Origin of the sequence: Vibrio anguillarum (genome assembly GCF_003390515.1) — a bacterium.
GTDB lineage: Bacteria > Pseudomonadota > Gammaproteobacteria > Enterobacterales > Vibrionaceae > Vibrio > Vibrio anguillarum.
Genome location: NZ_CP031479.1, coordinates 461,456 through 487,282, shown reverse-complemented (window position 1 = coordinate 487,282; position 25,827 = coordinate 461,456). Strand labels below are relative to the sequence as shown.

22 protein-coding genes are annotated in these 25,827 nt (G+C 46.1%); 7 read left to right on the top strand and 15 right to left on the bottom strand.

Annotated features, from left to right (window positions below; translation table 11 throughout):
- Window positions 1-39 precede the first annotated feature (39 nt).
- On the bottom strand, window positions 40-720 hold the full coding sequence (locus DD616_RS06345; protein WP_019282254.1) for a YjbF family lipoprotein: 681 nt from the start codon (window positions 718-720) through the stop codon (window positions 40-42).
- Window positions 721-811: 91 nt separating this feature from the next.
- Window positions 812-1,036: a hypothetical protein gene (locus tag DD616_RS06340; protein ID WP_017048458.1), complete on the bottom strand. Its 225-nt coding sequence runs from the start codon at window positions 1,034-1,036 to the stop codon at window positions 812-814.
- Window positions 1,037-1,306: 270 nt separating this feature from the next.
- Between DD616_RS06340 and DD616_RS06335 the strand changes: the two genes are divergently transcribed.
- The 3 genes from DD616_RS06335 (at window position 1,307) to DD616_RS06325 (ending at window position 6,275) form a co-directional block, all read left to right on the top strand.
- A complete protein-coding gene (locus DD616_RS06335) occupies window positions 1,307-2,566 on the top strand; it encodes a capsule assembly Wzi family protein (protein ID WP_231140409.1) in 1,260 nt (419 codons plus the stop codon).
- Between the two features lie 51 nt (window positions 2,567-2,617).
- A complete protein-coding gene (locus tag DD616_RS06330) occupies window positions 2,618-5,254 on the top strand; it encodes an SLBB domain-containing protein (protein ID WP_208872073.1) in 2,637 nt (878 codons plus the stop codon).
- A 73-nt stretch (window positions 5,255-5,327) separates the two neighbouring features.
- Window positions 5,328-6,275, top strand: a complete 948-nt coding sequence (locus DD616_RS06325) for a Wzz/FepE/Etk N-terminal domain-containing protein (RefSeq protein ID WP_208872310.1) — start codon at window positions 5,328-5,330, stop codon at window positions 6,273-6,275.
- 189 nt (window positions 6,276-6,464) lie between these two features.
- Here DD616_RS06325 and DD616_RS06320 read toward each other — a convergent pair whose 3' ends face one another.
- A complete protein-coding gene (locus DD616_RS06320) occupies window positions 6,465-7,520 on the bottom strand; it encodes a CNNM domain-containing protein (protein ID WP_017048454.1) in 1,056 nt (351 codons plus the stop codon).
- A 347-nt stretch (window positions 7,521-7,867) separates the two neighbouring features.
- On the opposite strand from DD616_RS06320, the gene hupA reads away from it, so the two are divergent.
- Together hupA and DD616_RS06310 are read left to right on the top strand one after the other, a co-directional pair.
- Window positions 7,868-8,140, top strand: coding sequence for a nucleoid-associated protein HU-alpha (gene hupA, locus DD616_RS06315; RefSeq protein ID WP_010320328.1), 273 nt, complete (start codon window positions 7,868-7,870; stop codon window positions 8,138-8,140).
- A 42-nt stretch (window positions 8,141-8,182) separates the two neighbouring features.
- Window positions 8,183-8,872, top strand: coding sequence for a DUF1481 domain-containing protein (locus DD616_RS06310; protein ID WP_017046802.1), 690 nt, complete (start codon window positions 8,183-8,185; stop codon window positions 8,870-8,872).
- A gap of 119 nt (window positions 8,873-8,991) precedes the next feature.
- Here the strand turns inward: DD616_RS06310 and purD are convergent, their stop codons facing one another.
- Both purD and purH read right to left on the bottom strand, forming a co-directional pair.
- On the bottom strand, window positions 8,992-10,287 hold the full coding sequence (gene purD / locus DD616_RS06305; RefSeq protein WP_094150543.1) for a phosphoribosylamine--glycine ligase: 1,296 nt from the start codon (window positions 10,285-10,287) through the stop codon (window positions 8,992-8,994).
- A 246-nt stretch (window positions 10,288-10,533) separates the two neighbouring features.
- The gene (gene purH / locus DD616_RS06300; RefSeq protein WP_019282408.1) at window positions 10,534-12,126 is read right to left on the bottom strand and encodes a bifunctional phosphoribosylaminoimidazolecarboxamide formyltransferase/IMP cyclohydrolase; all 1,593 of its coding nucleotides are present in this window, start codon (window positions 12,124-12,126) and stop codon (window positions 10,534-10,536) included.
- A 164-nt stretch (window positions 12,127-12,290) separates the two neighbouring features.
- On the opposite strand from purH, the gene zntR reads away from it, so the two are divergent.
- The gene (gene zntR / locus DD616_RS06295; protein ID WP_017046798.1) at window positions 12,291-12,689 is read left to right on the top strand and encodes a Zn(2+)-responsive transcriptional regulator; all 399 of its coding nucleotides are present in this window, start codon (window positions 12,291-12,293) and stop codon (window positions 12,687-12,689) included.
- Between the two features lie 28 nt (window positions 12,690-12,717).
- Here the strand turns inward: zntR and DD616_RS06290 are convergent, their stop codons facing one another.
- The 10 genes from DD616_RS06290 to DD616_RS06245 all read right to left on the bottom strand — a co-directional run bounded on the left by DD616_RS06290 (window position 12,718) and on the right by DD616_RS06245 (window position 24,386).
- Complete coding sequence (locus DD616_RS06290) at window positions 12,718-14,358, bottom strand: methyl-accepting chemotaxis protein (RefSeq protein WP_208872072.1); 1,641 nt, start codon at window positions 14,356-14,358, stop codon at window positions 12,718-12,720.
- 400 nt (window positions 14,359-14,758) lie between these two features.
- Entirely contained in the window at window positions 14,759-15,055 is a 297-nt protein-coding gene (gene fis / locus DD616_RS06285; protein WP_010320338.1) for a DNA-binding transcriptional regulator Fis, read from the bottom strand.
- 23 nt (window positions 15,056-15,078) lie between these two features.
- Entirely contained in the window at window positions 15,079-16,047 is a 969-nt protein-coding gene (dusB, locus tag DD616_RS06280; RefSeq protein WP_010320339.1) for a tRNA dihydrouridine synthase DusB, read from the bottom strand.
- Between the two features lie 139 nt (window positions 16,048-16,186).
- Window positions 16,187-17,074: a 50S ribosomal protein L11 methyltransferase gene (prmA, locus tag DD616_RS06275; RefSeq protein WP_013855808.1), complete on the bottom strand. Its 888-nt coding sequence runs from the start codon at window positions 17,072-17,074 to the stop codon at window positions 16,187-16,189.
- A 113-nt stretch (window positions 17,075-17,187) separates the two neighbouring features.
- Window positions 17,188-18,534, bottom strand: a complete 1,347-nt coding sequence (gene accC / locus DD616_RS06270; protein ID WP_013855809.1) for an acetyl-CoA carboxylase biotin carboxylase subunit — start codon at window positions 18,532-18,534, stop codon at window positions 17,188-17,190.
- 14 nt (window positions 18,535-18,548) lie between these two features.
- A complete protein-coding gene (gene accB / locus DD616_RS06265; RefSeq protein ID WP_013855810.1) occupies window positions 18,549-19,004 on the bottom strand; it encodes an acetyl-CoA carboxylase biotin carboxyl carrier protein in 456 nt (151 codons plus the stop codon).
- An 83-nt stretch (window positions 19,005-19,087) separates the two neighbouring features.
- The gene (aroQ, locus tag DD616_RS06260; RefSeq protein ID WP_013855811.1) at window positions 19,088-19,537 is read right to left on the bottom strand and encodes a type II 3-dehydroquinate dehydratase; all 450 of its coding nucleotides are present in this window, start codon (window positions 19,535-19,537) and stop codon (window positions 19,088-19,090) included.
- A gap of 285 nt (window positions 19,538-19,822) precedes the next feature.
- Window positions 19,823-21,772, bottom strand: a complete 1,950-nt coding sequence (acs, locus tag DD616_RS06255) for an acetate--CoA ligase (protein WP_208872071.1) — start codon at window positions 21,770-21,772, stop codon at window positions 19,823-19,825.
- A 141-nt stretch (window positions 21,773-21,913) separates the two neighbouring features.
- Entirely contained in the window at window positions 21,914-22,546 is a 633-nt protein-coding gene (locus tag DD616_RS06250) for a 3'-5' exonuclease (RefSeq protein ID WP_026027882.1), read from the bottom strand.
- 13 nt (window positions 22,547-22,559) lie between these two features.
- A complete protein-coding gene (locus tag DD616_RS06245; RefSeq protein ID WP_208872309.1) occupies window positions 22,560-24,386 on the bottom strand; it encodes a DUF294 nucleotidyltransferase-like domain-containing protein in 1,827 nt (608 codons plus the stop codon).
- 202 nt (window positions 24,387-24,588) lie between these two features.
- Between DD616_RS06245 and DD616_RS06240 the strand changes: the two genes are divergently transcribed.
- On the top strand, window positions 24,589-25,779 hold the full coding sequence (locus DD616_RS06240) for a 3-phenylpropionate MFS transporter (RefSeq protein ID WP_208872070.1): 1,191 nt from the start codon (window positions 24,589-24,591) through the stop codon (window positions 25,777-25,779).
- Window positions 25,780-25,827: the final 48 nt, after the last annotated feature.

The following is a 25,827-nucleotide window of genomic DNA, read 5'->3' as shown; positions in this document are numbered from 1 at the left end:
AGTGCTAGAAGACAATAATTCATAAATGACAGCCTATAATTACTGAGGTTTGTAAGGTTTTAATATTTCCATGTCGATTTTTAAGGCATCAGGAATTAACCATTGTGAGGACTTAACGACATTGCCGTTTCTATCAACCCAGAAAGTGTTGCTCATGCTTTTACCACTTTTATCGAACTGAACGTTTTCTTGCCACACACTTGTATTTTCTTGCCACAGTACTGATTCGATATATTCGGTGGCGACTTGACGAGTTGATATGGTGGCTCGTTGACCGAATTGATACTCAGGTTGCCAATCGTATTGGGCTTGCCATTGATTATCGTTGGTTAAAGACGGGAAGTTTTTTAGAGGCAATACGCTGTAAAGGTTTGCGGTCGGCATATTGATTGTTTTGATGATTCTACCATTTTCAGTAACGATCATTGCACTGTCAGAAGAGAGCCATTTATACTGTTTTTTACCTGAAGTTGGATGTATATCAATGAATGCCAATACCATGAAAATTTGTGCTTTATCGTTGATAGTCACGTAGCTGCTTAAATAAGGGATCTGCTCGATTTGTTGCTTGGTTAATGTCACATTATCGACGCCGAATGCGGCAAATTTAATCGAATCATTAATACTAGAAAACTTAGTTGAACAGCCACTAGCGGTCATTAATCCCAAAGACAGCAGAGCCGAGATCAGAGGTTTCGCCGTTTTTATTTTGCTCGACATCGATATTATCCGTTTTATGTCAGTAAGTTGTTGTTTCTGGTAAGCATAAAAAACATCCTTAACAAAGTTAAGGATGTTTGTAGGATCAAACTTAGTTTGTTGTGCCGTCAGTGCCTGTTGTCCCATCACTGTCTGATGCAGCAACAACTGCTACAACAGCAACAGCAAGGGCACCAGCTACGATACCTGATGTAGCAACAGCGCCAGTAGCAGCGGCTGATGCACCTTCTGCTCCTGCAGCTACCGCAGCTTCTTCAGCAAACGCTGTACTTGATAAACTCAAAGCAACTAATGCCGCTAATGCAATTTTTTTCATAGTATATCCTTGTAAATTTACAAATAAAAACATCGATGTCGGCAATGCATAAGCACACCTATTGACATGGTATGCAAAATAGACACCAAAGTAAAAGTTTATCAATAGTCATTGAGTGTTTTAAAGAGTGATATCCCATTTAATTGTATTCATTTTTTTAATATAAATGCAGTCATTATGAATTAGTTGAGTAGGTATGATGTATTTAGTATGCTACGCGCCAGTGTCCACTTTAGTTTATTTAATAATATTAGCATTTAGGACTTTGCAGTGGTTAATAATGGATGGATGATGAAATCACTGGTTGTGCTCTTAGGGGGCTGCATTGTTTGCAAGCAAGCTTTTGCTTCCCCATGGTTAGAAACATCCGATCCTTTTGTTCGCTCAGATCTTGCGGCTCTGTCAGATTCAGGGAGGGTCAATAGCCCTACCAATCACTTTCCAATGCTCTGGTCGATGTTAGATAGTTCCATATCTCAGTTTAATGTTCTTTCTTCCTCTTTAAATTCTGAATATTCTCATATCAAATACCGTTATCAAGCCGCTCAGTTAGAACGCGGAAATCGCAAATTTGCCGTAATTATAAATAGCGAACCATTGGTAAATAATGCTTTTGGTCGAGAGAGTAATGATCATTGGGGCGCTTATGCTAGCTATGAAATGCTTAAGCCGCATTACGCTTTTCGTCTAACGACAGGGTATTCTGATGATGGTGAAGATCGCGATATCCGTTGGCAAGACAGTTACTTAGCGCTTAATACTGGTGGGTGGGTTTTTAGCATTGGTACTTTGCCTCGCTGGTGGGGACAAGGTTGGCAGCATAATTTGGTATTGAATACACACGAGTCGGTACCTGAGATTAGCCTTAGCTATACGAGCGAAAATAACTGGTTGGGTGTTTGGAGTTTGGAAACATTAGTCAGTGATGTTGATGATATTTACCAATACCAATGGTCTTCTCGATTAATAAGTAAGCCATTTTCTATACTGGAATATGGCCTTACTTACCATCAGTGGCTGAAACCTATTGATGACAGTGATTATCTAGATGAGCAAGTAACCTTCGATGCTAAGTTATCGCTACCTAGCGTTTGTGATTTTTATCATAGCGTCTATGTTGAAGTTGCTTCGGATCTTAGAGCCTCTCAGCTTGGGGCATTATTGTTTGGTTGGTCTGGTTTTATACCCTTCGATAAATACTCTTTTCGTTTGGTTATTGAACGACAACAAGGTCGTGATGATGATTTACATGTCTTGACAGACATGAAGTTATTCAATGATAAGTTCATGAGAAATAGCTATTTAGTGGAAGATGGTTGGTCTGTATCTGGTTACGTGCAGTTAGCGAATGACCATCAAATAGAAGCGACATATCAAGAGCAAACACAGTACCAACAGCAGGGCAAAGAATTGTATCAGGTAAGTTATCGACTCCCAGCGTTGAGTGGAAGACTTACCTTTGGTGTGGACAGAGAGCAAAGTGAAAGTAGTCAGACGAATTATTGGTCGAACTACGAATTTCGATTTTAACGTAGCTCTTTTAGATAAAAATAACTAATTAAAGATGATGGCTAGCATAAAATGATGAAGTGTAATTTTTTCTTTAACTCTTTCCTGCTGGTGTTTGTGGCTATTTTGCCAAGCACTGCGTTAAGTTTTACTCCAACAGCAGCGCAAATATCTCAATTTAAATCGCTTCCAAAGGCCCAGCAAGAGCAGTTAGCAAAGCAGTATGGGTTTGATTTAAATACTATCTCTTCAGCATCTGAATCAAACGGAGTAAATGGAAAAGAAAAAATTGCTGAGCCGAAAAGAGCAACTTCCATTCAAGAGAATTCGAATGTTGAGTCGTTAAACTTAAAAGAATCTGATGAATCTGAACTTCCGCTATTTGGTTACGATTTATTTGTTGGCACTCCAATGGATTTTACGCCAGTGGATAATCTTCCAATCCCTTTAGATTATGTAATGGCACCTGGCGATGAAATACTGGTTCAGCTTTATGGTAAATCCAATCAGCGCTATTCAGTGACTATCGATCGTGATGGTAAAGTGGATTTCCCAGAGTTGGGTGCCGAATACATTGCAGGACAAACATTTGGAGAAATTAAGCAATACATTGTAAGTTTGGTTGAAAGAAAGCTCATTGGTGTTGAGGCGGTCGTTTCTTTAGGAAGTATCAGAACGATTCAAATATACATTGCTGGTGAGGCAATTCAACCAGGTGCTTATAATGTTAATGGGCTTACTACGCTCACTCAAGCGATTGTAGCAAGTGGCGGCGTTAAAGAGAGTGGAAGTTTGCGCAACATCCAGCTCAAGCGCAAAGGTAAGGTCATTCAATATTTTGATGCTTATAATTTATTGCTTAACGGTGATAATTCACAGGATATACGGTTGCAAGCGGGTGATACATTATTTATTCCCACCAGACAAGCAAGTGTTGCCGTTAAAGGTGAAATTATTCGTCCTGCCAAATATGAGCTAAAAGGGAAAACCACTCTTGAATCCATCTTAAAAATGGCAGGTGGTGCTTTACCTAATGCCTATCTTTCATTAGTCAATGTCCGACGAGTGAGTACTAATGGCGTTGAACTTATTACCCTCGATTTTTTAAATCAACCTCACCGTTCATTTATGTTACAACCAGGGGATGAAGTGTCTCTAGCTCCTGTTAACCAAAGCTTTAGTAATGTGGTTGCCGTTCGTGGGGAGGCCATTAGGCAAGGTACCTATTCTTTTGTTCCTGGAATGAAAGTAAATGATGTGATTAAAGATATCGAACAAGATTTAAAGGAAACCGCCGATCTTCATTACGCTCTTTTAGTGAGAGAAGATGTGGCTCCCCGTAAGCTCAGAGTAAAACAATTCAGTTTACTTAACGCGATCTCTCAGCCTTCATCTGCGGATAATTTGCCACTTCAAGCTCGCGATCAAATTTTTATTTTTGATAATGGTATTGATTTGGAATATTGGTATCGCAAAGATAAAAATATAAAGGTAGATGTAGCCGCTACGGAGAAACCTAAGTTTGTTGAGGTAGTTGATCAAACTACAGGTGCGTTGATGGAACTAGACACGACTAGTCAACTTGATCTTTTAGGGGAAGAAAAGGTTTCTAAGAGTGATAGCCTTAAAAAAAGCAGCCGAGAGTTATTACTTGAACCTATCATTGAGCGTTTGAGAGCACAGGCAACCTTTGATTCTCCTGCTCAACTTATCGAAGTAACCGGCGCAGTTAAATATCCAGGTGTTTATCCTTTACCTGACGATGTAAACTTTAAGGCGTTGATCGATGCTGCTGGTGGCTTTGCTGAGCATGCCTACCTTGCTCAGGCGGAAGTAACGCGTTCTCAGCGTGTCAATGATAGTTTTGATGTCGAGCACTATACAATTTCCCCTCGCAAACTAATCGATGGAGACATGTCGTTTGATTTTGTTGCTCAAGATTCGATCATGGTAAAACGTCAACCCGATTGGCAGCGCGATTTATCTATTGAGCTGCAAGGCGAGGTTAAGTTTCCTGGAACGTACACCTTTGCTCGTGGTGAAACCCTCTCTGATGTTATTGCTCGAGCTGGCGGTTTTACCCGATTTGCCTATCCTGCGGGTGCGGTATTTAGTCGTGAAAGTTTAAAGCGCCAAGAGCAAGAGCGATTAAAGTTACTTAATGTTCAGTTGAAACAGGAAATTGCTAGCCTAGCATTACGCCGTCAAAGCTCTTCAGCGAGCTACACCACTAGCCCTAATGATGCCATGGCGATCGCTGAAGAGTTAGAAAAAACAGAGGCGCTTGGACGGTTGGTTATCGACTTAAAGCAAGCTGTTGCGGGTGATAGTACTAATAATATCATGTTGGAGAGTGGCGATAAGTTATACGTGCCTGCTCTTCAACCAATACTCAGTGTCATGGGTGAGGTTCAATTTGCTTCGAATCATACTTATCGTCCGGGAATGAGTATAGAAGATTATATATCCGCAGCTGGAGGAACGAAAAAGCAAGCCGATACTGATAGAATCTATGTGATTCGTGCTGATGGTTCAGTTATGTTGCCAAATAATTCTTTCTGGTTTAGCCGGAAATCAAAACCACTGGAGCCAAGTGATACGATAGTGGTTCCAATTGATACCGATTACTTAGATGGGCTAAGTACTTTAACCTCTGCTACTCAGATACTGTACCAAATCGGTGTTGCTTGGAGCGCAATCAAAGATTAATGGGTTTTCGTCATTTTTATGTTGGCGTATTGAATGCGCCAACGTTTGCTAGTGTGTGATTATGAATAAACCAATGTTACAACAACCTATATTTAGTCATATGGATAAGTTAGGCGTTTCAGATGATGAGATTGACCTACGAGAACTTTTTGGGGCGTTATGGAAAGGTAAGTTGCTCATCGTGTTATGTACGGCTGTTTTTGCAGTTGGTGGTGTGATTGTTGCGCTATCAAAACCGAATACCTATCAAGCGGAAGCGAGTTTAGTTGCTGCCAATGAAGATAGTGGTGGTGGATTAGCGTCAATGGCAGGGCAACTGGGCGGATTGGCATCCTTAGCTGGCATTAACCTAGGAAGTGGTCGCTCAGGAGATAAGGCGATGTCTTTGGCTGTATTGCAGTCTCGTCAGTTTATCAATGCTTTTATCAACCGCCATCAGTTACTTGTGCCTCTAATGGCCGCTGAATCTTGGGATCGTGTATCTGGTGAGATGGTTATCGACCCGGCTCTTTATGACGTAGAAACACAGCAATGGATCCGAAAAATTGAGCCTCCACTCTCTTCTACTCCTAGTGATTGGGAGGCTCATAAAGCATTCAAAGAAATCTTTGCTGTTTCAGAGGCGAAAGATAATGGGTTGGTAAAGGTATCAATTACCCATCTTTCACCACTTATAGCCCAGCAGTGGGTTGAATTGCTGGTTAAAGACTTAAATGATTGGATTAAAAATGAAAAATTGACAGAAACCCGTCAGAATATTAGTTATCTTGAGCAGCAACTAGAAAAAACCAAATTAGTTGATATGCAGTCTGTTTTTTATCAGTTGATTGAAGAGCAGATGAAAAGTTTAATGCTGGCAGAAGTTAAAGATGAATTTGCTTTTAAAACGATTGACCCAGCCGTTGTTCCTGAAGAAAAAGCAGGGCCGAAACGGGCATTGATTTGTGTTTTAGCGACGTTACTCGGTGGAATGCTCGGTATTGCTATTGTGCTGGTTAGATTTGCTTTTAAAAAACCATAGACTCGTTACTACCTTCATAGGTATTACATGAGCCTCTATCCATAACCGCAAGTTGTGTATTGTGCAAAAAATTCGATATCTTTGTTTCGATATCGGATTTTTTGCATTTAATTTAACCTTTATTAAGCGTGAGTTTATAAGTTTATTTTCCCTTTTCCTATTGTTAACTACACTTAGGCAGATTGGCGACTATTCCTCATCCCTGTTTTCAATGACGCCGTGTGTTTTCTTCCAACGTTCCCAGCGCTGGTAAGCGAGCTGCTGCATGTCGGTGGTTTTATCTGCTTCATCAATGATCTCTTCACCCAGTAGGTATTCAAAAATATCCTCTAAGGTCAGAATGCCTTGTACTGTGCCATATTCATCAACGATTAACGCCAATTGCAGCCGTTTTTGCATCATTTGATCAAACGCCTTTAATAAGCTCATTTTGTTGAGCAGCGCATGAAGCGGCCTCATGACTTCTTCCAAACGTTTACTGCCTTGGCCCTTTTGTTGCAGTTTAAATAGCTCTAAGCGATGTACAAAACCGATGATGTCCTCTTTACTTTCGCCATAAATAAGCGGACGCGAGAAGGGCGTATCTCTATGTTGCACGAGAAACTCGTCGATAGTGAGTTGCGCGCTGGCGCGAAACAAAACCGGGCGCGGTGTCATCACTTGAGTCACAGGGACGTGCTGAATAGCCAACAAGTTATTGAGTATTTTTGATTCGCCATCGGCAAACTCACCGCTTTCATTGGCCAGCATGGCCATTGCGGAGAGTTCATCACGCATTTTGGGCGCTTCATGGTGACGCGCTAAGCGTTTGGTGATCTGCTCTGAAAACCAGACGAAAGGTGTCAGCGCCCACACCATCCAGCGTAAAACCACCGCAGAAGCTGGCGCAAGTTGACGCCAATAGGTTGCGCCAATAGTTTTCGGTACGATTTCCGACAACACCAAAATGCCTAGAGTTAGCACCGCAGAAAATACGCCGAGCCATTCGCTACCAAATACGACCGCCGCTTGTGCGCCTGCGCTGGCGGCACCGATGGTGTGAGCAATAGTGTTGAGTGTGAGAATTGATGCCAAGGGACGGTCGATGTCTGCTTTGAGTTTGTTCAGTCTGTCGGCTGAAGGGTGAGCGTTTTGACGCAACTGAGCAAGGTAACTTGGTGTAATGCTCAGTAGCACAGCTTCAAGAACCGAACAGATAAAAGAGACACCGATGGCAACGGCAATATAAACCGTAAGCAAAAACATGATTGTTCCTTAGTTTTATTTATACCAAATCAATACTGCGTTGAGCTTGATCCATGCCAATGTCGGTCATTGGAGGCTCTACCTGCGTAGGATTGTACTGATATATTAGGTCGCTTAAGTGACCTGAAATATCAGGTATCCAAGCATAAGTACGCTATAAATAAGGGCTTACAGCATCAAAAACAAGCGGATATTCTTTGTCAATCAGTAACAAATTGTGAGTTATTGCTCATATTGTGGTTAAAAGTGCGGCATAGAGACAAAAGATCAGCGACAAACCTTTGCCAGACGGGGGCTTTATGTTTTAGAGTGAGGTCAATTCGATAACACATGAGAAGGGAAACCTAATGAACAAGACCCAATTAATCGACTTTATCGCTGAAAAAGCAGACTTATCTAAAGCACAAGCAAAAGCTGCTCTTGAAGCGACTTTAGGCGCAGTTGAAGGAGCTCTCAAAGAGGGTGACCAAGTTCAACTAATTGGTTTTGGTACATTCAAAGTAAACCACCGTGCAGCGCGTACTGGCCGTAACCCTAAAACAGGTGCTGAGATTCAAATCGCAGCAGCTAACGTTCCAGCATTTGTAGCCGGTAAAGCACTGAAAGATTCAGTGAAATAATTTATACTACGCCGAGATACCCTCTCGGCGTAGATTTCTCCCATGAAAAAAATTCTTTTATCCATTCTATTTCCCCTAGTCTTAGTGGGATGCTCTTCCTCTAGCCATACGCCTAGTCTCGAACAATATTCCAATTATACCAGTGGGCAAACCATGGGTGATGCCACCAGTTTTTATTGGTATATCGAGCGTTCAGCCTCTCCAAACAGCGCCGCCGATTATGTCGCATCGGGTGATTATGGTTGGTATAAAACTAATTATCGCTGGGATGAAGGGACATTAAGAGAGCTCAAGCGCGAAGGTGAGCAGCTACAAAAGAAATCGCTCGTGCCTTATTCGGTTCACTTACGTTTTAATGACGCTGGCGAGGCCATTTATCAACAATACCGTGTCGATGGAAAAATACTGCCACTCGATGAAGAACAGCTTTCCCATTACCTGCAACAAGCACAATACCTGATCTCAGAAACCAAAAATAAAGACAACCAAGGGTTAGAACTGATTCAAGGGGTGTGGGATGGCGAAGTGTTTGAAACCTGCACGGGTCATGAATACACGCAGATGGAATTTAACCAAACGCTGCCCAGTTTTGTGGTCAGTCGTTTAGCATCATTGGATAACTACATTGCCTTTTTAGGTAAAATCCGCAATAACCGTGTCTATATCGAAGAGCTATTAATGCTTGCTGATGAGAATCATGGCTGTGTCGACAAACCGCAATTGTTGAAGTGATGATTAAGTTCATCTCGAAGTGGGTTTAACACCAAGCCAATACAGAAGTATGAATATGAAGTATAAAAATAAGGCGCTCAATGAGCGCCTTATTGGATCATAACCTAGCCTTGTCGTTGTTATTTTGTTGTCTGTTGTTCACGAGCTATCGCGCGGTAGCCAATATCGCTGCGATAGAACATGCCATCCCAGTTGACCTGTTTGGCTAATTGGTAAGCGCGCTGCTGCGCTTGTGAAACCGTGTTACCCAGTGCGGTTGCGCATAACACGCGACCACCGTTGGTGACGACTTCTCCAGCTTGGTCGCTTGTGCCTGCGTGGAAGATTTTCTCACCTGCGACTTCTTGCGTTGGTAAGCCAGAAATAACATCCCCTTTCGCGTAGTCGGCGGGGTAACCGCCAGCGGCCAAAACAATACCGATAGAAGCGCGTGGGTCCCATTTTGACTCCACTTGATCGAGTTTGCCTTCCAGTGCGGCAAAGCAGAGTTCGACCAAATCCGATTGCATCCGCATCATGATCGGCTGAGTTTCAGGGTCACCAAAGCGGCAGTTGTACTCAATTACTTTCGGTGTGCCTTGTGCGTCAATCATCAGCCCAGCGTACAGAAAACCTGTGTAAGGGTTGCCTTCTGCCGCCATACCGCGCACCGTTGGATAAATCACCTCTTGCATCACGCGCTCATGGATCTCGGGCGTGACCACCGGAGCTGGCGAGTAAGCGCCCATGCCGCCAGTATTGGGGCCAGTGTCTTTATCACCGACGCGTTTATGATCTTGGCTGGTGGCCATAGGGAGAACATTTACGCCATCGACCATGACAATGAAGCTCGCTTCTTCTCCATCTAAGAACTCTTCAATCACCACGCGGCTGCCTGCATCGCCAAAGGTATTGCCTGCGAGCATATCTTGAATCGCATCTTCGGCCTCTTGTAGCGTCATCGCCACAATGACCCCTTTGCCAGCGGCAAGGCCATCGGCTTTGACCACAATCGGCGCGCCTTGCTGGCGGACGTATGCCAAAGCAGGTTCAATTTCTGTGAAATTAGCGTAAGCCCCAGTAGGAATATGATGACGAGCTAAGAAATCTTTGGTGAACGCTTTAGATCCTTCGAGCTGCGCTGCCGCTTGAGTCGGGCCAAAGATGGGTAAATCCGCCTTACGGAAAGCATCCACTACGCCAAGCACTAAGGGTGTTTCTGGGCCAACAATGGTCAGTTCAATACGTTTTTCTTGAGCAAAAGCGACCAAACCAGCAATGTCTTCCACTGCAATGTTGACGTTCTCAAGTTTAGGCTCAAGCGCTGTGCCCGCATTACCCGGAGCAACAAAGACAGTTTTAACATTTGGGTTTTGAGCGACTTTCCAACCCAGAGCGTGCTCACGACCGCCAGCACCTATAATCAGAATGTTCATCTATGAGTATCCTTTAACGTATAGAGTTTGTTTGTTGCCATTTACCCCCTCCTAACCTCCCCCTTAAAGGGGGAGGAACTTGGATGGCAATATCTCCCCTTGAAGGGAAGGAACTTGGAGAACAATACCTCTTCCTAAAAGTTAGGTGAGGTCACCTCGTTCTATTCCCTCCTCTAAAAGGGAAGTAGGGTCACTTCGTTCTGTTCCCCTCCCCTTTTAGGGGAGGGCTAGGGTGGGGTAAGGTTTTTAGTGACGGAAGTGACGCATACCAGTAAAGATCATCGCCATGCCGTGTTCATCGGCGGCGGCAATCACTTCGTCATCGCGCATCGAACCGCCCGGTTGAATCACACACTTGATGCCCGCTTGCGCCGCGGCATCAATGCCGTCACGGAATGGGAAGAAGGCATCAGAAGCCATCACACATCCTTCGACTTGCAAGCCTTCATCGGCCGCTTTAATGCCCGCAATTTTGGCTGAATAAACGCGGCTCATTTGGCCTGCGCCCACGCCAACAGTCATGTCACCTTTTGAGTAAACAATCGCGTTTGATTTGACGTACTTAGCCACTTTCCAGCAGAAAAGAGCATCTTTGATCTCTTCTTCACTCGGCTGGCGCTTGGTTACGATTTTGAGATCATCAAGGCTAACCATGCCTTGATCGCGATCTTGCACCAGCAAGCCACCATTGACGCGTTTCACGTCAAAACCGGTGGTTTTCGCTGACCACTCACCGCACTCAAGCAGGCGCACGTTTTTCTTCGCCGCAACCACTTCAATCGCTTCCGCTGAAACAGTTGGTGCGATGATCACTTCAACAAACTGGCGCTCAACAATCGCCGCTGCGGTTTGTGCGTCTAGCTCGCGGTTAAAAGCGATGATGCCACCAAAGGCAGACGTTGGGTCGGTTTGGTAAGCGCGGTTGTAAGCTTGAAGAATATCGCTGCCCAAGGCAACGCCACATGGGTTGGCGTGTTTGACAATCACACACGCTGGCTCAGCGAACTCTTTCACACACTCAAGAGCGGCGTCGGTATCGGCGATGTTGTTGTAAGAGAGCGCTTTACCTTGGAGTTGGCGTGCAGTAGAGACTGACGCTTCCTCTGGGTTGGCTTCAACATAGAAAGCGGCCGCTTGGTGACTGTTCTCACCGTAACGCATGTCTTGTTTTTTCAGGAATTGTTGGTTGAAGGTGCGCGGGAATTTGCTCTCTTCATCACCTTCTTTGTTCTCTCCGTAGGATGGAACCATAGTGCCGAAGTAGTTGGCGATCATGCCATCGTAAGCAGCGGTGTGTTCAAAAGCGGCAATAGCAAGGTCAAAACGTGTTTCGAGTGTTAGCGAATTGTCGTTCGCATCCATCTCGGCAATGACACGGTCGTAGTCATGTGCATTCACCACTATGGTCACATCTTTGTGGTTTTTCGCCGCAGAACGCACCATAGTTGGCCCACCAATGTCGATATTTTCTACCGCATCAGCTAGGGTACAACCTGCTTTAGCAACGGTTTCGGCAAACGGGTAAAGGTTGACGACCACCATATCAATCGGCTTAATACCGTGTTGTTGCATGATGTCGTCATCTTGACCGCGGCGGCCCAGCACGCCACCGTGTACTTTCGGGTGCAATGTTTTTACGCGACCGTCCATCATCTCAGGAAAACCGGTGTAGTCAGAAACTTCTGTAACAGCAATACCTTGGTCTGCTAATAAGCGAGCGGTGCCACCAGTAGAAAGAATATCGACACCGCGCTTCGCGAGAGCTTGAGCGAACTCAACAATGCCGGTTTTGTCTGATACGCTGATCAATGCGCGGTGAATAGGACGAGCGTTATTCATGCTTCGGTCTTCCTCAAATCATGGAGTTAATAGGAAATTTGATGGCGCACATTCTAACCAAACAATCATCAAAAAGCTCGCGCAATCGTTTGGCATCGCAAAATTTTTTATAAAAACGGCGATATTGGGTATTAAACGTAATAAAAACGTTAAAGGAGAATGAGATGTTTCAAATTGGAGAGCTCGCCAAACGCTGTAAAGTTTCAACCGATACGCTGCGTTTTTATGAAAAAAATGCGCTAATAAAACCGGCGGGGCGCAGTGAGTCTGGTTATCGTTTATATAATCAAAAAAATCAGCAGCAGGTGAGTTTTATTCTCAAAGCCAAAGAGCTAGGGCTCAGTTTGGATGAGATCAAAGAGTTACTGGAAATAAAGCTGGAAGCGACCGAACACAGCTGTGCAGAAGTGAAATCGATCACCAGCGCTAAGCTGGTGGTGATTGATCAAAAAATCGCCGAGTTAACGGCGATTCGTCAAGCGCTAAAAAAAATCAACGATGCGTGCTGCGGTCATATAGACGACAACGCCAGCCACTGCTCAATTTTAGCAGCATTGGAGTGATCTCATCAGCCGATAAGGCGTGAGTTGCTCACACTTTAAAATGGCTAATGCTCTGTTTCAGTTGTTGGCCACTGTCTGAGAGATATTGACTGGCTGTCGACACTTGGTCGGCTTGAGCTGCAGCTTGAGAGCTGTGCTCGGCAATATGAGTCAGATTGCGATTAATCTCTTCTGTAGCGGTGGTTTGCTGGGCACTTGCCTCAGCAATATGTTCATTGAGTGAGAGAATCTGTTTTATTTGCTCGTCGATCTCATTGAGCACTTGCTGCGCTAAAACGGCTTGTTGCTGTGTGGCGGTTGATTGTTGCTGCGTTTGAGCCATAAATTCTCCCAGCTCTTTTGCGCGAGCCTGTAATCTATTGATTATCTGCTCTATCTCGTTGGTGCTGGTTTGGGTACGCGTTGCCAGCGCCCGTACTTCATCCGCGACGACCGCAAAGCCTCGTCCTTGTTCACCAGCACGTGCTGCTTCAATCGCCGCATTCAGGGCCAATAAGTTGGTTTGTTCAGCTATCCCTTGGATGACCGCCAGTATCGCTCCGACATCTTGCGTCTCTTTCGCGAGGTTTTTAGTGGTGGTGTCAGTGGTGGTCAGTAGTGCAGACAAGGAGTCCATAAAATCAGAAGCTTTGCCAATCACCGAGCTGCCTTCTTTGCCTTTGCTGCTGGCCGTATGCGCGGCTTTCGCGGCACTACTCGCTGCATTAGCCACTTCTTGATTGCTCGCATGCAGTTCGTTCATCGCTGATGCGACTGTATCGACGGATTGCTGCTGCTCTAAGGCTTTGATTGAGGCATGTTGTGAGAGTTGAGTAAGCTCATTTGCCGAGTGGTTAACATTGTCGGTGATCGGTGTGATATTGGTAATGGTATGACGAATCTTCTCTGTGAACTCATTGAAGGCTTGCGCTATGTGTGACAGCTCATCACTACCTTGCACCGAGAGCTGTTTGGTTAAATCACCGTCGCCTTTGGCGATTTCTTCAAGTGCCTGTTTGGTTTCTTCACACGGTTTAGTGATGCTATTTCCTATCACTACTGAAAGAATCAGCATCACAATAATAACGAGGCTAAGAATGATCAATATCGATTGTAGGCGTTGCCAAATCAGCGCATTGACATCATCGATGTAGACTCCAGAACCGAGGATCCAACCCCAAGGTTTAAATAATTTTACATAAGAGATTTTACCCACATCGACGCTAGAACCTGGTTTGGGCCACATATAGTCGACAAAGCCTTCACCCTGCTGTTTAGCGACTTTAGTAAATTCTACAAACAGTTTTTTTCCGGTCGGGTCGGCGGCATTGGAGAGATCTTTACCGTCCAATTGGGGCTTCATTGGGTGCATGATCATACTTGGCTGAAGGTCGTTGATCCAAAAATAATCATCAGCCTCGTAGCGCAGTTTCGCGATGGTTTGTTTGGCTTGAGTCTGTGCTTGTTGCTCGGACAAAGTGCCATCGATTTGTAATTGGTGGAAGTAACTTAATACGCCGTATCCTGTTTCGACGATGTGGCGAGTTTTTGTCTGTTTTGATTGCATTAAATCGTGTTGATAACTATTGAGCATGGAGACAAATGGGATCAACAGTAGCAGTGTGGTGACCGTGGTCAGCAGGTATAAACGCGTTCTAATTTTGGTCTGGCGCAAGTTCAGTAAGCTCATTGACGTCACTCCTTGTCAATCTTCCGAGTGGTTTTATCATTATAGGCCCATTTGACTTGGTGTTTAGATTGTTGCGTCGCCGAGCTCATCTTAGTCACTCCATTTTTTGGGGGATAAAGCCTTACTCATTGTATGCACTGTTCACGACAAGTGATTTGGGGATCGGTCGGTAAATTTCCATCACATGCACAATGTAACCAGTTTGTTGCGGTCGCGTAAATGCGACAACAGAAGAAGAGAGAGCCCGCTCAAACAATCAGATCTCTTTATTGCATTAATGCAAAGTAAAGCAGCCCGTTGATATTTTAGTTATCCGTTGGGTGAAAATGAAAAAACCGAGCGCAGAAGCTCGGTTTTAAAAGCGATGGTATCTAGTTGCTAGATTTGTGCAGTAGCTAGATTAGTTCATGCCGTATTTTTTTAGCTTCTTACGAAGAGTGCCGCGGTTGATGCCCATCATGGTTGCTGCGCGAGTTTGGTTACCGCGAGTGTACTGCATGATGGTGTCGAGTAGTGGCTGTTCAACTTCAGCAAGAACTAACTCGTATAGTTCTGTCACTTCTTGGCCGTTTAACTGCGCAAGGTAGTTTTTAAGAGATGCTTTAACTGAATCACGTAGTGGCTTTTGCGTGATTTGATCTTGTGAAGTTACGGTTGTTACTGTGAAAGCTTCTGAAGTCAGGTTTTGTTCGAACATATGCGGTCTAGCTCTTCTCTTAATTATGATGCAACGTTATCAAAATAACCTTCGAGCGCGTCAATTTGCAGCGGTGCTGCGTCAATAGCGTTGAAGGTACGGCGAAACTCACTCGCTTGTTCATGTTCTTTCAGATACCAACCCACATGCTTACGAGCGATGCGAGGGCCTAAATACTCACCATAGAAACTGTGGAGAGCCTGTACATGACCAAGCATAATATCTTTCACTTCCGCAGCCGGAAGTTCAGACATCGTGGTGCCGTTTTCCAAATAGTGTTGGATTTCTTGGAAAATCCACGGGCGACCTTGGGCAGGGCGTCCAATCATTAAAGCGTCAGCGCCGGTGTAATCCAGCACGTATTTCGCCTTCTCTGGGCTATCGATATCACCGTTAGCAATAACCGGAATAGAGATGGCGTTTTTCACCGCTTTAATGCTGTCGTATTCGGCCTCGCCTTTGTACATACACGCTTTGGTTCTGCCATGCAGGGCTAAAGCTTGTATGCCGCAGTCTTCGGCTAATTTAGCGATGTAGACACAGTTTTTGTTGTCTGTGTCCCAGCCAGTACGGGTCTTTAATGTCACTGGGACATCAACGGCGTTCACCACCGCTTTCAAGATCTGTTCAATCGTCTCCGGAAATTGGAGTAAGGCTGAACCCGCCAGCTTTTTATTCACTTTTTTTGCTGGGCAACCCATGTTGATGTCGATGATCTGAGCACCGTTCTCAACACTAAATTGGGCTGCATCGGCCATAAGCTGTGGGTCGGCTCCCGCAATTTGTACCGAGCGAATGCCCGATTCGCCCTCATGTACCATACGTTGCATCGACTTTGACGTATTCCATAGAGCAGGATTAGAGGACATCATTTCACTGACGGCCATGCCTGCTCCATAGCGAAGACACAACTCTCGAAATGGTCTGTCAGTTACTCCTGCCATAGGGGCAACGATAAGATTGTTCTTAAGTTGATAGTTTCCGATTTTCAAAACGTCATCACAGTTCTGTACCAGCAAGGGCGCGCATTTTACGCATTTTTTTACTGCGTGAAAAGACTAATATTTGAGCATTTACAATTTGTTTTAGTAAATCGTATAAAATACAGTCTATTAGCACGCAAAGTCTTATCTAGCCTTGCTTGCGACCCGAGATGCGGCACCACTCATTGAGCTCAATTATCGGGTCAATGTGAAGCTCGTCACGATAATGGTTGGCAACTTCTTCGGCTTGAGTGTCTAAAACACCGGACATTGCAAGTTGGCCATTGGGCTTAAGTAACCCTTTTATCACACCATTCAGGTCACGCAGTGGGCCGGCCAAAATGTTGGCCACAACCACGTCAGCGATTAAGCCTTCAGGTTGATCTTGTGGTAAATACACTTCAAGTTGGTCAGCTACACCATTGCGTCCTGCGTTGTCGTTAGAAGCAAGCAGTGCTTGTGGGTCGATATCAATACCGACGACTTTGGCTGCGCCCAATTTGATCGCTGCAATGGCTAGGATGCCTGAACCACAACCAAAATCGATGACGGTTTTGCCTGTCAGATCGAGCCCTTCGAGCCACTCTAAACATAATGCGGTCGTCGGGTGAGTCCCTGTGCCGAATGCAAGGCCCGGGTCGAGCATTACGTTGACAGCGTCAGGTTCTGGGATTTCACGCCAGCTTGGGCAAATCCACAAACGTTGACCAAATTTCATCGGGTGGAAGTTGTCCATCCATTCACGTTCCCAGTCTTTATCTTCGAGCTGTTCAACTTTGTAGGCAAAGTCATCACTCAGCAGTTTGCTTGAGCGAATTTGGTCAATGATCCATGCGCTATCGGCTTCGGCATCATATAGCGCCAGCACGTCGGTATCGCCCCAAAGGCGAGTTTCGCCCGGAAGCGGTTCAAAAACAGGGGTGTCGTGAGCATCAAGAAAAGTGACGGATACTGCGCCCGTCTCTTCCATCAGCATGTCGCCAATTGGCTCGGCATTGGCGTTAGTTGCGTTCAGTTTAATTTGAATCCAAGGCATGTCAGTTGCTCTGTTATGTCGTCAGTTGGCGCAGAGTTTAGCAGAAACTGACTCGGCTGCCGAAAACAAAAATGCTCACCGAAGTGAGCATTTGGTCTCTCGCGACGCGAAAATTAGTGCTGTAAACCCAATTTCTTCTCAAGGTAGTGGATGTTCGCTCCACCGTGTTGGAAGTTCTCATCTTGCATGATCGATTGCTGCAAGGTGATATTGGTTTTAATGCCGTCGACGATCATTTCGTTTAACGCATTTTTCATGCGCGCAATCGCCACGTCACGGTTTTCACCGTAAGTGATGAGCTTGCCGATCATTGAATCGTAATGTGGCGGCACTGTGTAGCCAGCATAAATGTGCGATTCCCAACGAACGCCCATACCGCCCGGCGCGTGGAAACGTTCAATTTTGCCCGGTGAAGGGAGAAAACGAACCGGATCTTCCGCGTTGATACGGCATTCAATTGCATGGCCACGGATCTTGATGTCATCTTGGGTAAACGACAGTGGTTGACCTGCGGCGACGCGAAGCTGTTCTTTGATGAGGTCAACGCCAGTGACCATTTCAGTGACTGGGTGCTCAACTTGAATACGCGTGTTCATCTCAATGAAGTAGAACTCGCCGTTTTCGTATAGGAACTCAAACGTACCGGCACCACGATAGCCAATTTCGAGACAAGCGCGAGTACAACGTTCACCGATGTATTTACGCATCTCTTCGGTAATGCCTGGTGCAGGAGCTTCTTCAACCACTTTTTGATGACGACGCTGCATTGAGCAGTCACGTTCACCAAGGTGAATTGCGCCACCTTGACCATCCGCAATAATTTGTACTTCAACGTGACGTGGGTTTTCTAGGAATTTTTCCATGTAAACCATGTCATTGTTGAATGCTGCTTTGGCTTCGGCACGCGTCATTGCGATCGCTTGGGTCAGTTCATTTTCGCTACGGACCACGCGCATACCACGACCGCCGCCGCCACCAGAAGCTTTGATGATCACAGGGTAGCCAATGCGTTTCGCATGAGCTTTGTTTTTGACTTCATCGCCATCAAGTGGGCCGTCAGAACCCGGCACACAAGGAACGCCCGCTTTTTTCATTGCGCTGATGGCTGACACTTTGTCACCCATCATGCGAATAGTATCGGCTTTCGGGCCAACAAAAATGAAGCCTGAACGCTCGACTTGTTCAGCAAAGTCGGCGTTTTCAGAAAGAAAACCGTAACCGGGGTGAATTGCTACTGCGCCAGTTACTTCTGCTGCAGAAATAATGCGTGGAATGTTTAAGTAGCTGTCAATACCACGTGCTGGGCCAATACAGATGGTTTCGTCGGCCAGCAGTACGTGTTTTAAATCACGATCGGCAGTGGAGTGCACGGCAACAGTTTTGATGCCAAGCTCTTTACATGCGCGCAGAATACGAAGTGCAATTTCACCTCGATTCGCGATGACTAATTTATCTAACATAAAGCAAACCTCGATTATTCGATAACAACAAGCGGTTGGTCGAATTCAACGGTCTGGCCGTCTTCAAGTAGGATTGCCGTAACGATACCTGCTTTATCGGCTTCGATTTGGTTCATCATTTTCATCGCTTCAACGATGCATAGTGTGTCACCGACTGAAACACTTTGACCGACTTCGATGAACGCTTTTGAATCTGGACTTGGTGAGCGGTAGAAAGTACCGACCATTGGCGAAAGTACTTGGTGACCTTTTGGCGCTACAGGCGCGGCGGCTTCAGCCGTTGGCGCAGGGGCAGCGACTGGCGCGGCTTGTTGTGCTGGCGCTGGTGCAGCGTAATGCATCTGAGCCATCTGTACTGGCGCAGTGTTACGACTGATGCGTACCGATTCTTCACCTTCAGAGATTTCTAGTTCAGAAATGCCAGATTCTTCTACCAGTTCGATAAGCTTCTTGATTTTACGAATATCCATCTTTTCTTTCTCTTTATCTTGTGAATACGTCAGCCCTTAAGGTTGGGCCGTAGAGTGTTTGTTTATCGTTGATCGTATGTGGGTTATTTTGCCTGTAGCGCTTTTATGGCAGCTGCAAGAGCAAATTCATAACCTTGTGCACCTAACCCGCAAATCACCCCTTGCGCCTTATCCGACAGATAGGAGTGGTGGCGAAAAGGTTCACGTGCGTGAACGTTGGATAGATGCACTTCAATAAATGGGATGGCGACACCCAATAACGCATCGCGCAGTGCCACACTGGTGTGCGTCAATGCGGCGGGATTAATGATGATGAAGTCGACCTTGCCGTAAGCGGCATGGATGGCTTCGATCAGCTCATATTCGCGGTTCGATTGAAGATGTTCTAACTCAATATCTGCTTTTTGCGCTTGTTCGCGTAATGTCTCGACAATGTGCGCTAAGGTGTCAGAACCATAATGTGCAGGTTCACGTAGCCCTAACAGGTTAAGATTTGGCCCATTTAAGACCAGAATGCGAGATTTAGCAGTCATTGTGTCGACATCTCCCTATATCGTGAAACGAATATTAATATTCCCATATTATTCTTAGGTCAGAGTGAATTTTTCGTCAAAAATTCCCTGAATTTAAGAAATTGCCCAAGATTATAGCTAATTCAGCGCAAATGGCAGCAATTTACTGGTCTTATCAGATAGTTTACTCATTTAATTCTGCAACCGAGTTAACAGAATGAGAAGAACTGAGAGGGAAAGAAAAAGCCGCCACAAGTGTGACGGCTTAATCATCTCAATGCCTCGCGGCAGGTAGAATCGTTAGCGTTAAGACAATTCTGCTTTTTCGGCGATCAATTTATCCACTACGCTAGGATCGGCCAGTGTCGAGGTATCGCCCAAATTGCTGGTGTCGCCGGTGGCGATTTTACGCAAAATACGGCGCATGATTTTGCCAGAACGGGTTTTGGGCAGTGAATCGGTCCAGTGCAGTACATCGGGCGTTGCAATTGGGCCAATCTCTTTTCGTACCCAATCTTTGACCTCTTTGTGCAACTCGGCACTGGGGTAGACGCCATCATTTAAGGTGATGTAAGCATAAATGGCTTGGCCTTTAATATCGTGTGGCACGCCGACAATTGCCGCTTCTGCAATTTTATCAAAAGCAACCAAAGCGGATTCAATTTCCGCGGTGCCCATGCGGTGGCCAGAAACGTTTAACACGTCATCCACACGGCCCGTTATCCAGTAGTAGCCATCCTCATCGCGGCGTGCACCATCACTGGTGAAATACATACCTTTGAAGGTTGAAAAATAGGTTTGTTCAAAACGGTCATGATCGCCATAAACGGTGCGCATTTGGCCCGGCCATGAATCTAAAATAACCAAGTTACCTTCGGCAGCCCCTTCAATGATGTTGCCCATGTTATCGACCAAGGCTGGTTGCACGCCAAAGAATGGCCGTGTGGCCGAACCCGGTTTAAGTGCCGTCGCGCCCGGCAGTGGCGTAATTAAAATGCCACCCGTTTCGGTTTGCCACCATGTATCGACAATCGGTGATTTTTCGTTACCGATGGTTTTGTAGTACCACTCCCACGCTTCTGGGTTAATCGGTTCTCCCACCGAACCCATAATGCGCAAACTGGTGCGTGACGTCTCTTTGACGGCTTCATTGCCTTTCGCCATCAAGGCGCGAATAGCGGTCGGCGCAGTGTAAAGAATGTTGACTTGGTGTTTATCCACCACTTGACTCATGCGGTTGGTGTCTGGGTAGTTGGGAACCCCTTCAAACAGAACGGTTTTTGCGCCATTGGCCAAAGGACCGTAAACCAAGTAGGTGTGGCCAGTGATCCAGCCCACATCGGCGGTACACCAAAACACTTCGCCCGGCTGATAGTCAAACACATATTTGAAGGTCATCGCCGCGTAAACAAGGTAGCCACCAGTTGTGTGCAGCACACCTTTGGGTTTACCCGTTGAACCAGAGGTGTAGAGGATGAAGAGGGGATCTTCCGCTTTCATGGCTTCGGCTGGGCAGTGGTCGGAAGCTTTTGCGGTTGCTTCATGCCACCACACATCGCGATGTTCGTGCCAGTCAATTTGGCCACCAGTGCGTTTAAAGACGATCACTTTGCTGATGTTTTTCACTTCAGGGTGGGTCAAGGCTTCATCGACGTTTTTCTTCAAGGGCACAGCGCGACCGCCACGTACACCTTCGTCGGCGGTGATGACTATTTTGGAATCGGAATCAATGATGCGACCGGAAAGGGCTTCCGGTGAAAAGCCACCAAACACCACAGTATGCACTGCGCCTATTCGAGTACAAGCGAGCATCGCAACGGCTGCTTCTGGCACCATTGGCATGTAAAGACAGACCACATCTCCCTTGCGTACTCCTTGCTCTTTCAACACGTTAGAAAAGCGACACACTTGTTGATGGAGTTCTTTAAAGGTGAGAGTTTTATCGTCAGCCGGATCGTCACCTTCCCAGATAATCGCCACTTCATCACCACGAGTGGCAAGGTGGCGATCGATGCAGTTAGCGGAGACGTTTAATGTGCCATCTTCAAACCAGCGAATATCTACATGGCCAGTATCAAACGAGGTTTGTTTCACTTGAGTGAAAGGCTTAATCCAATCCACAATCTTGCCGTGTTCATTCCAGAAGCCTTCTGGGTCGGTCACTGATTGTTGGTACATCGCTAGGTAAGTGTCATTATCCGCATGTGTTTTGGCTTTGATGTTCTCTTTTACCGGATAAACGTGGGCTTCACTCATTGCTTTTCTCCTTGTGAATTCGAACAATTTCCCTGTTGATTGGCGATCAAATTGCGCTGAAAGGAAAATCTGTATGTGGGTAACTGTCAGCCAGAGTGCGATTTTCTACAATTAGACTTTAGGATGAGTGTGGGGTAAGTGCTAGCGCGAGTAAGGTGCAACAAAGGGAGGCAGATCACCTTTGGTCAAGCGCACAAACACTAATGCCGCGGCGATGGCATCTTGCAGCGCGTCGTGTTTATCTTGCATCGGCAAGTCAAGATGGCGACAAATCGCCTCTAAGCTGAGGTCGATGTACGCGTTCGGCAGCATTCTCTCTAACTGATCATGATAGATCTGACTTACTTCGATGAGAGCATTGGGCAGTGGAAAGCCTAAATGTCGTCGGCAAGCGAGGTCGAGGATTTTTTTGTCATAACGAATGTGATAGCCCACTAAAGGTCGGTTGCCGATAAAGTCTAATAGGTGAGTGATGGCCTCTTGCTCGTCGATGCCATCGACCAGATCTTGATGGCGAATTTTGTGGATTTTGACTGAACCCGAGTCGAGCGATTGTGGCGCGCTCAAACGCACTTCAAATGGCTGGCTGGTTAAAATGCGGTTGTCGATAATTTTGGTGGCGGCAATCGTCACTAACTCGGCGCGATTCGGGTCAAGGCTGGTGGTTTCGCAATCGAGCGATACATATTCCCCTTGCATCGGCGTTGCAAACAGCGGCTGATAAGGCGAGTCTTTTAGCTTGTGAAACCAATAATGGCGTGTAAACCAATTCAATTTTCAGACCCCACTATTCGCGAATTTGATAGTGATAGCCAAGCCACTGCTTGAATTTTTTCACCACGTGTAAACTGTGCCTGAGCAGGTCACGCTCGGTTCGGTCGAGCTGTTTTAAATCGAGTTTATTGGTGCTGTGTTGATTGCTCAGTTGCTGAGCTAAGCGCAATTTAAAGAACTGCTTGAGCGCTTCACTGAGATTATCGGCGGTTTCTTTTTCCAAAACCCGTTGCTCTACTAGCGCCTCGATGCGTTCAAAAGTGTTATTTTGTTGAACTTGATGTTCAAGGCTTAGGGCGCGAATGCCATGCACAATCGGGAAAATGCCACCTTGTTTAATATCTAAGCCAGATTTGGAGTGTTTTACGGTGCCAAACAGCGTGAGTGGCACAGAAAAACTCAGCGCGGGGCGAGTAAACTCCATCAAAATCAATTCTTGGTCGGCCATTAAATGGCTCAAGTGCTGTTTAATAGGGGCCAATAAGTGTTTGTTGCCCGCGACAGCATGTGCGTCGGCCATGATCGCAATGTCCATCACTTGCTCGGGTTTGGCCGCTTTCACCCATTGGCTAAGCGTTGTTTTCCACTCAGTTTGGCTTTTAACCCATTTGGGATTATTGACCATCACATTGCCCGGACAAAGTGGATAGCCGAGCTGCTGTAAGGTGTGGGTGAGCGTGTTCATGACCACACCCATTTGATGCCACTGCAAGCCATCTTTGATGATCAGCGCGTTATCTTGGTCGGTTTTGAGGATCTGCTCTCCACGGCCTTCGGAGCCGAGTACGATCAAGCAGCAGTGATCATGCAGCGCGGGCGGCACAACCAAATGAAAGGCTTTTTCGATGATCTGTTCATTGACTGCTGAAATCAGCTCCATAATAAAACGAGTGCGAATGCCATTGTTGATTAGGCTTTCAACCAGTTGCCGCTGTTTGTTGGAGGCGAGAGCTAACTCTTCCACGCAGTTGGCGCGAGCAATACTTAACGTCAGCACGTGAGAATGAGTGGAGAAAGCACTGAGAATTTGTGTCATGTCCAGCATGCCAACCGCTTGATGGTCATCACACACCATCACTCGTTTTATGCGGTTGCGCGTCATGGCGATCATCGCATTAAACAGAAAATCGCCATCGTTGATGTGCAGCACAGGAAAGGTAGCAATTTCCCCAACAGGGGTATCGAGCGGGTGGTTATCGAGCATAACGGAATGCAGCATATTGGTGCGCGTGACGATAGCATAAGGGTGCGCGCTGGGGTTTTCGATTAAGCGTTGATCATGCTCGGCAAGACGAACTAAGGCCGCATCAACTCCGTTATCGCGTAATTGCTGGGTCACTTGGTTGAGCGGTTGATCTGGGTTTAAAATCATCGGTGGATGGTAAATCGAGTCATCCACCTTAGTTAAAATAAATTCGGCTAAATTCTTTTGCTGGTGTGCTACATCAAGCAGAGCTTGGCGTTTGGCGAGGTTATTGTCGAAGTAGGCGGCGAACTGACCGTTGTCATTATACAGTTCGAGAAAGACGGCTTTCGGCAGCAGATAGCTTAAGGTGTCTTCCAGCGCCACGTACTGATGCTTGGCTTTTTCTTCAAACAGTGCGCGTACATCAAACATGTCATCGTTGGCGTAGTGAGCAAAAATCTCTTTGCCATCTGGCGAGCGTTCTTCGACCGCGCCTTTGATCAGTACGTGCAGATACACGCTGGGTCTGTCACTGGCCTGCAGCAGATCGTTGCTACGAAAATACGCTACATCCAAGGATGAGCGAAGTCGCTGTTGCTGCGGCAATGTTAAGCGGTCAAAGGGCGGTGACTGCATGTTGAATTTGTCAGGCATAACGATCGTCACTCAGAAGAAATTCCTATCTAAGTGTGACAAAAATCGCCACTACCTCCAGACGACTTTGGTCTAATGAGTGATATGACCCGCAAGGTTGTGAATAAGGAAACAGATTTATCAGTAAACTTCCCTTTTTAGAATCTTAAACTGCCTGCATAATACGGCCGTTTTCGCTCCCTCGTTTTGTTCAGGATGAATCATGCTTAACCCCTCTCCATATGGTTGGATATCGCAGTACTTTATTGGTTTCTTCTTTGCGTATGGCGTTTACTTGCCATTTTGGGCGCTGTGGTTTGAAACCCAAGGTGTGTCTGCAACCGATATTGGCGTATTAATCGGTATGGGCTTTGCCACGCGTTGCGTCGCTAATTTGGTGATTACGCCGCGTATCCATAAGGCCGAGCTTCTTCTACCAGCACTGCGTTGGTTAAGTTTGGCGGCGTTTTTATTTATTGGTTTTCACTTCTTTACGGGCGGCAGTTTCTGGCTGATGGCGTTAGCTACTGTGTTGTTTAACCTTTGCTGTGGCCCCGTGGTGCCGCTATCCGATGCGATGGCTAACTATTATGCACGCTTAAAAATGCTCGATTATGGTCGCACTCGCTTATGGGGGTCGGTGGCTTTTATCGCTGGTTCTACTGTGGTTGGCGTACTTGTGGCACGTTATGGTTCTGACATGATCCTCTACACCGCCTTGGCTGGGGTGTTTGTTTCACTATTGATTAGCTTGCGCAATCCCAACCCAATGCCCGTGACGGTTGGTGATGCACATGCCGTCCGACCTAAACTGACGCAGTTATCGCGTGAGTGGCCAGTGATAAAATTCTTGATTTTAGCGGCGCTAATACAGGGCAGTCACGCGGCGTATTACAGTTTCAGTTCGATTCACTGGAAAGCGGCGGGGCATTCGGAAGAGCTGATTGGCTATTTATGGAGTTTAGGGGTTGCCGCTGAAGTCGCGGTATTTGCGCTCAGCAAACGCCTTTTTTCAGGCTGGTCACTACGCACATTATTTGTTGTCGCGTCGATTGGGGTTGTGGTGCGTTGGACGTTAATGGCGTCGACCACCGCGCTGCTTGCGCTGGGGACGATTCAACTGCTGCATGGGGTGACGTTTGCGATGGCGCATATAGCGGCGATTCAATACATTCAGCACGCACCGCAAAGCAAAATGGTGGCTATGCAAGCACTGTATAACGCCATTCCACTTGGGGCATTTATTGCGTTGATGACTACCTTGAGTGGCTGGGGTTATGAACGCTGGGGCGCGAATGTATTTTGGGCGATGGCGGCAATGGGCATTTTGGCGCTGTTGATTAAAGTCGAACCCACATCATCCAATGAGTCAGGTACTGAGGTAATGAAAGCGGCGCCTGAAGCACAGAATTAACCTTAACTGATTGAGATTAAAAATTATCCTTAGTTAAATGAAGCCTCT

Coding starts and splice junctions, on each gene's coding strand:
- DD616_RS06345 (WP_019282254.1), bottom strand. CDS start 720: ATGTCGAGCAAAATAAAAACGGCGAAACCTCTGATCTCGGCTCTGCTG.
- DD616_RS06340 (WP_017048458.1), bottom strand. CDS start 1,036: ATGAAAAAAATTGCATTAGCGGCATTAGTTGCTTTGAGTTTATCAAGT.
- DD616_RS06330 (WP_208872073.1), top strand. CDS start 2,618: ATGATGAAGTGTAATTTTTTCTTTAACTCTTTCCTGCTGGTGTTTGTG.
- DD616_RS06325 (WP_208872310.1), top strand. CDS start 5,328: ATGTTACAACAACCTATATTTAGTCATATGGATAAGTTAGGCGTTTCA.
- DD616_RS06320 (WP_017048454.1), bottom strand. CDS start 7,520: ATGTTTTTGCTTACGGTTTATATTGCCGTTGCCATCGGTGTCTCTTTT.
- hupA (WP_010320328.1), top strand. CDS start 7,868: ATGAACAAGACCCAATTAATCGACTTTATCGCTGAAAAAGCAGACTTA.
- DD616_RS06310 (WP_017046802.1), top strand. CDS start 8,183: ATGAAAAAAATTCTTTTATCCATTCTATTTCCCCTAGTCTTAGTGGGA.
- purD (WP_094150543.1), bottom strand. CDS start 10,287: ATGAACATTCTGATTATAGGTGCTGGCGGTCGTGAGCACGCTCTGGGT.
- purH (WP_019282408.1), bottom strand. CDS start 12,126: ATGAATAACGCTCGTCCTATTCACCGCGCATTGATCAGCGTATCAGAC.
- zntR (WP_017046798.1), top strand. CDS start 12,291: ATGTTTCAAATTGGAGAGCTCGCCAAACGCTGTAAAGTTTCAACCGAT.
- DD616_RS06290 (WP_208872072.1), bottom strand. CDS start 14,358: ATGAGCTTACTGAACTTGCGCCAGACCAAAATTAGAACGCGTTTATAC.
- fis (WP_010320338.1), bottom strand. CDS start 15,055: ATGTTCGAACAAAACCTGACTTCAGAAGCTTTCACAGTAACAACCGTA.
- prmA (WP_013855808.1), bottom strand. CDS start 17,074: ATGCCTTGGATTCAAATTAAACTGAACGCAACTAACGCCAATGCCGAG.
- accC (WP_013855809.1), bottom strand. CDS start 18,534: ATGTTAGATAAATTAGTCATCGCGAATCGAGGTGAAATTGCACTTCGT.
- accB (WP_013855810.1), bottom strand. CDS start 19,004: ATGGATATTCGTAAAATCAAGAAGCTTATCGAACTGGTAGAAGAATCT.
- aroQ (WP_013855811.1), bottom strand. CDS start 19,537: ATGACTGCTAAATCTCGCATTCTGGTCTTAAATGGGCCAAATCTTAAC.
- acs (WP_208872071.1), bottom strand. CDS start 21,772: ATGAGTGAAGCCCACGTTTATCCGGTAAAAGAGAACATCAAAGCCAAA.
- DD616_RS06245 (WP_208872309.1), bottom strand. CDS start 24,386: ATGCCTGACAAATTCAACATGCAGTCACCGCCCTTTGACCGCTTAACA.
- DD616_RS06240 (WP_208872070.1), top strand. CDS start 24,589: ATGCTTAACCCCTCTCCATATGGTTGGATATCGCAGTACTTTATTGGT.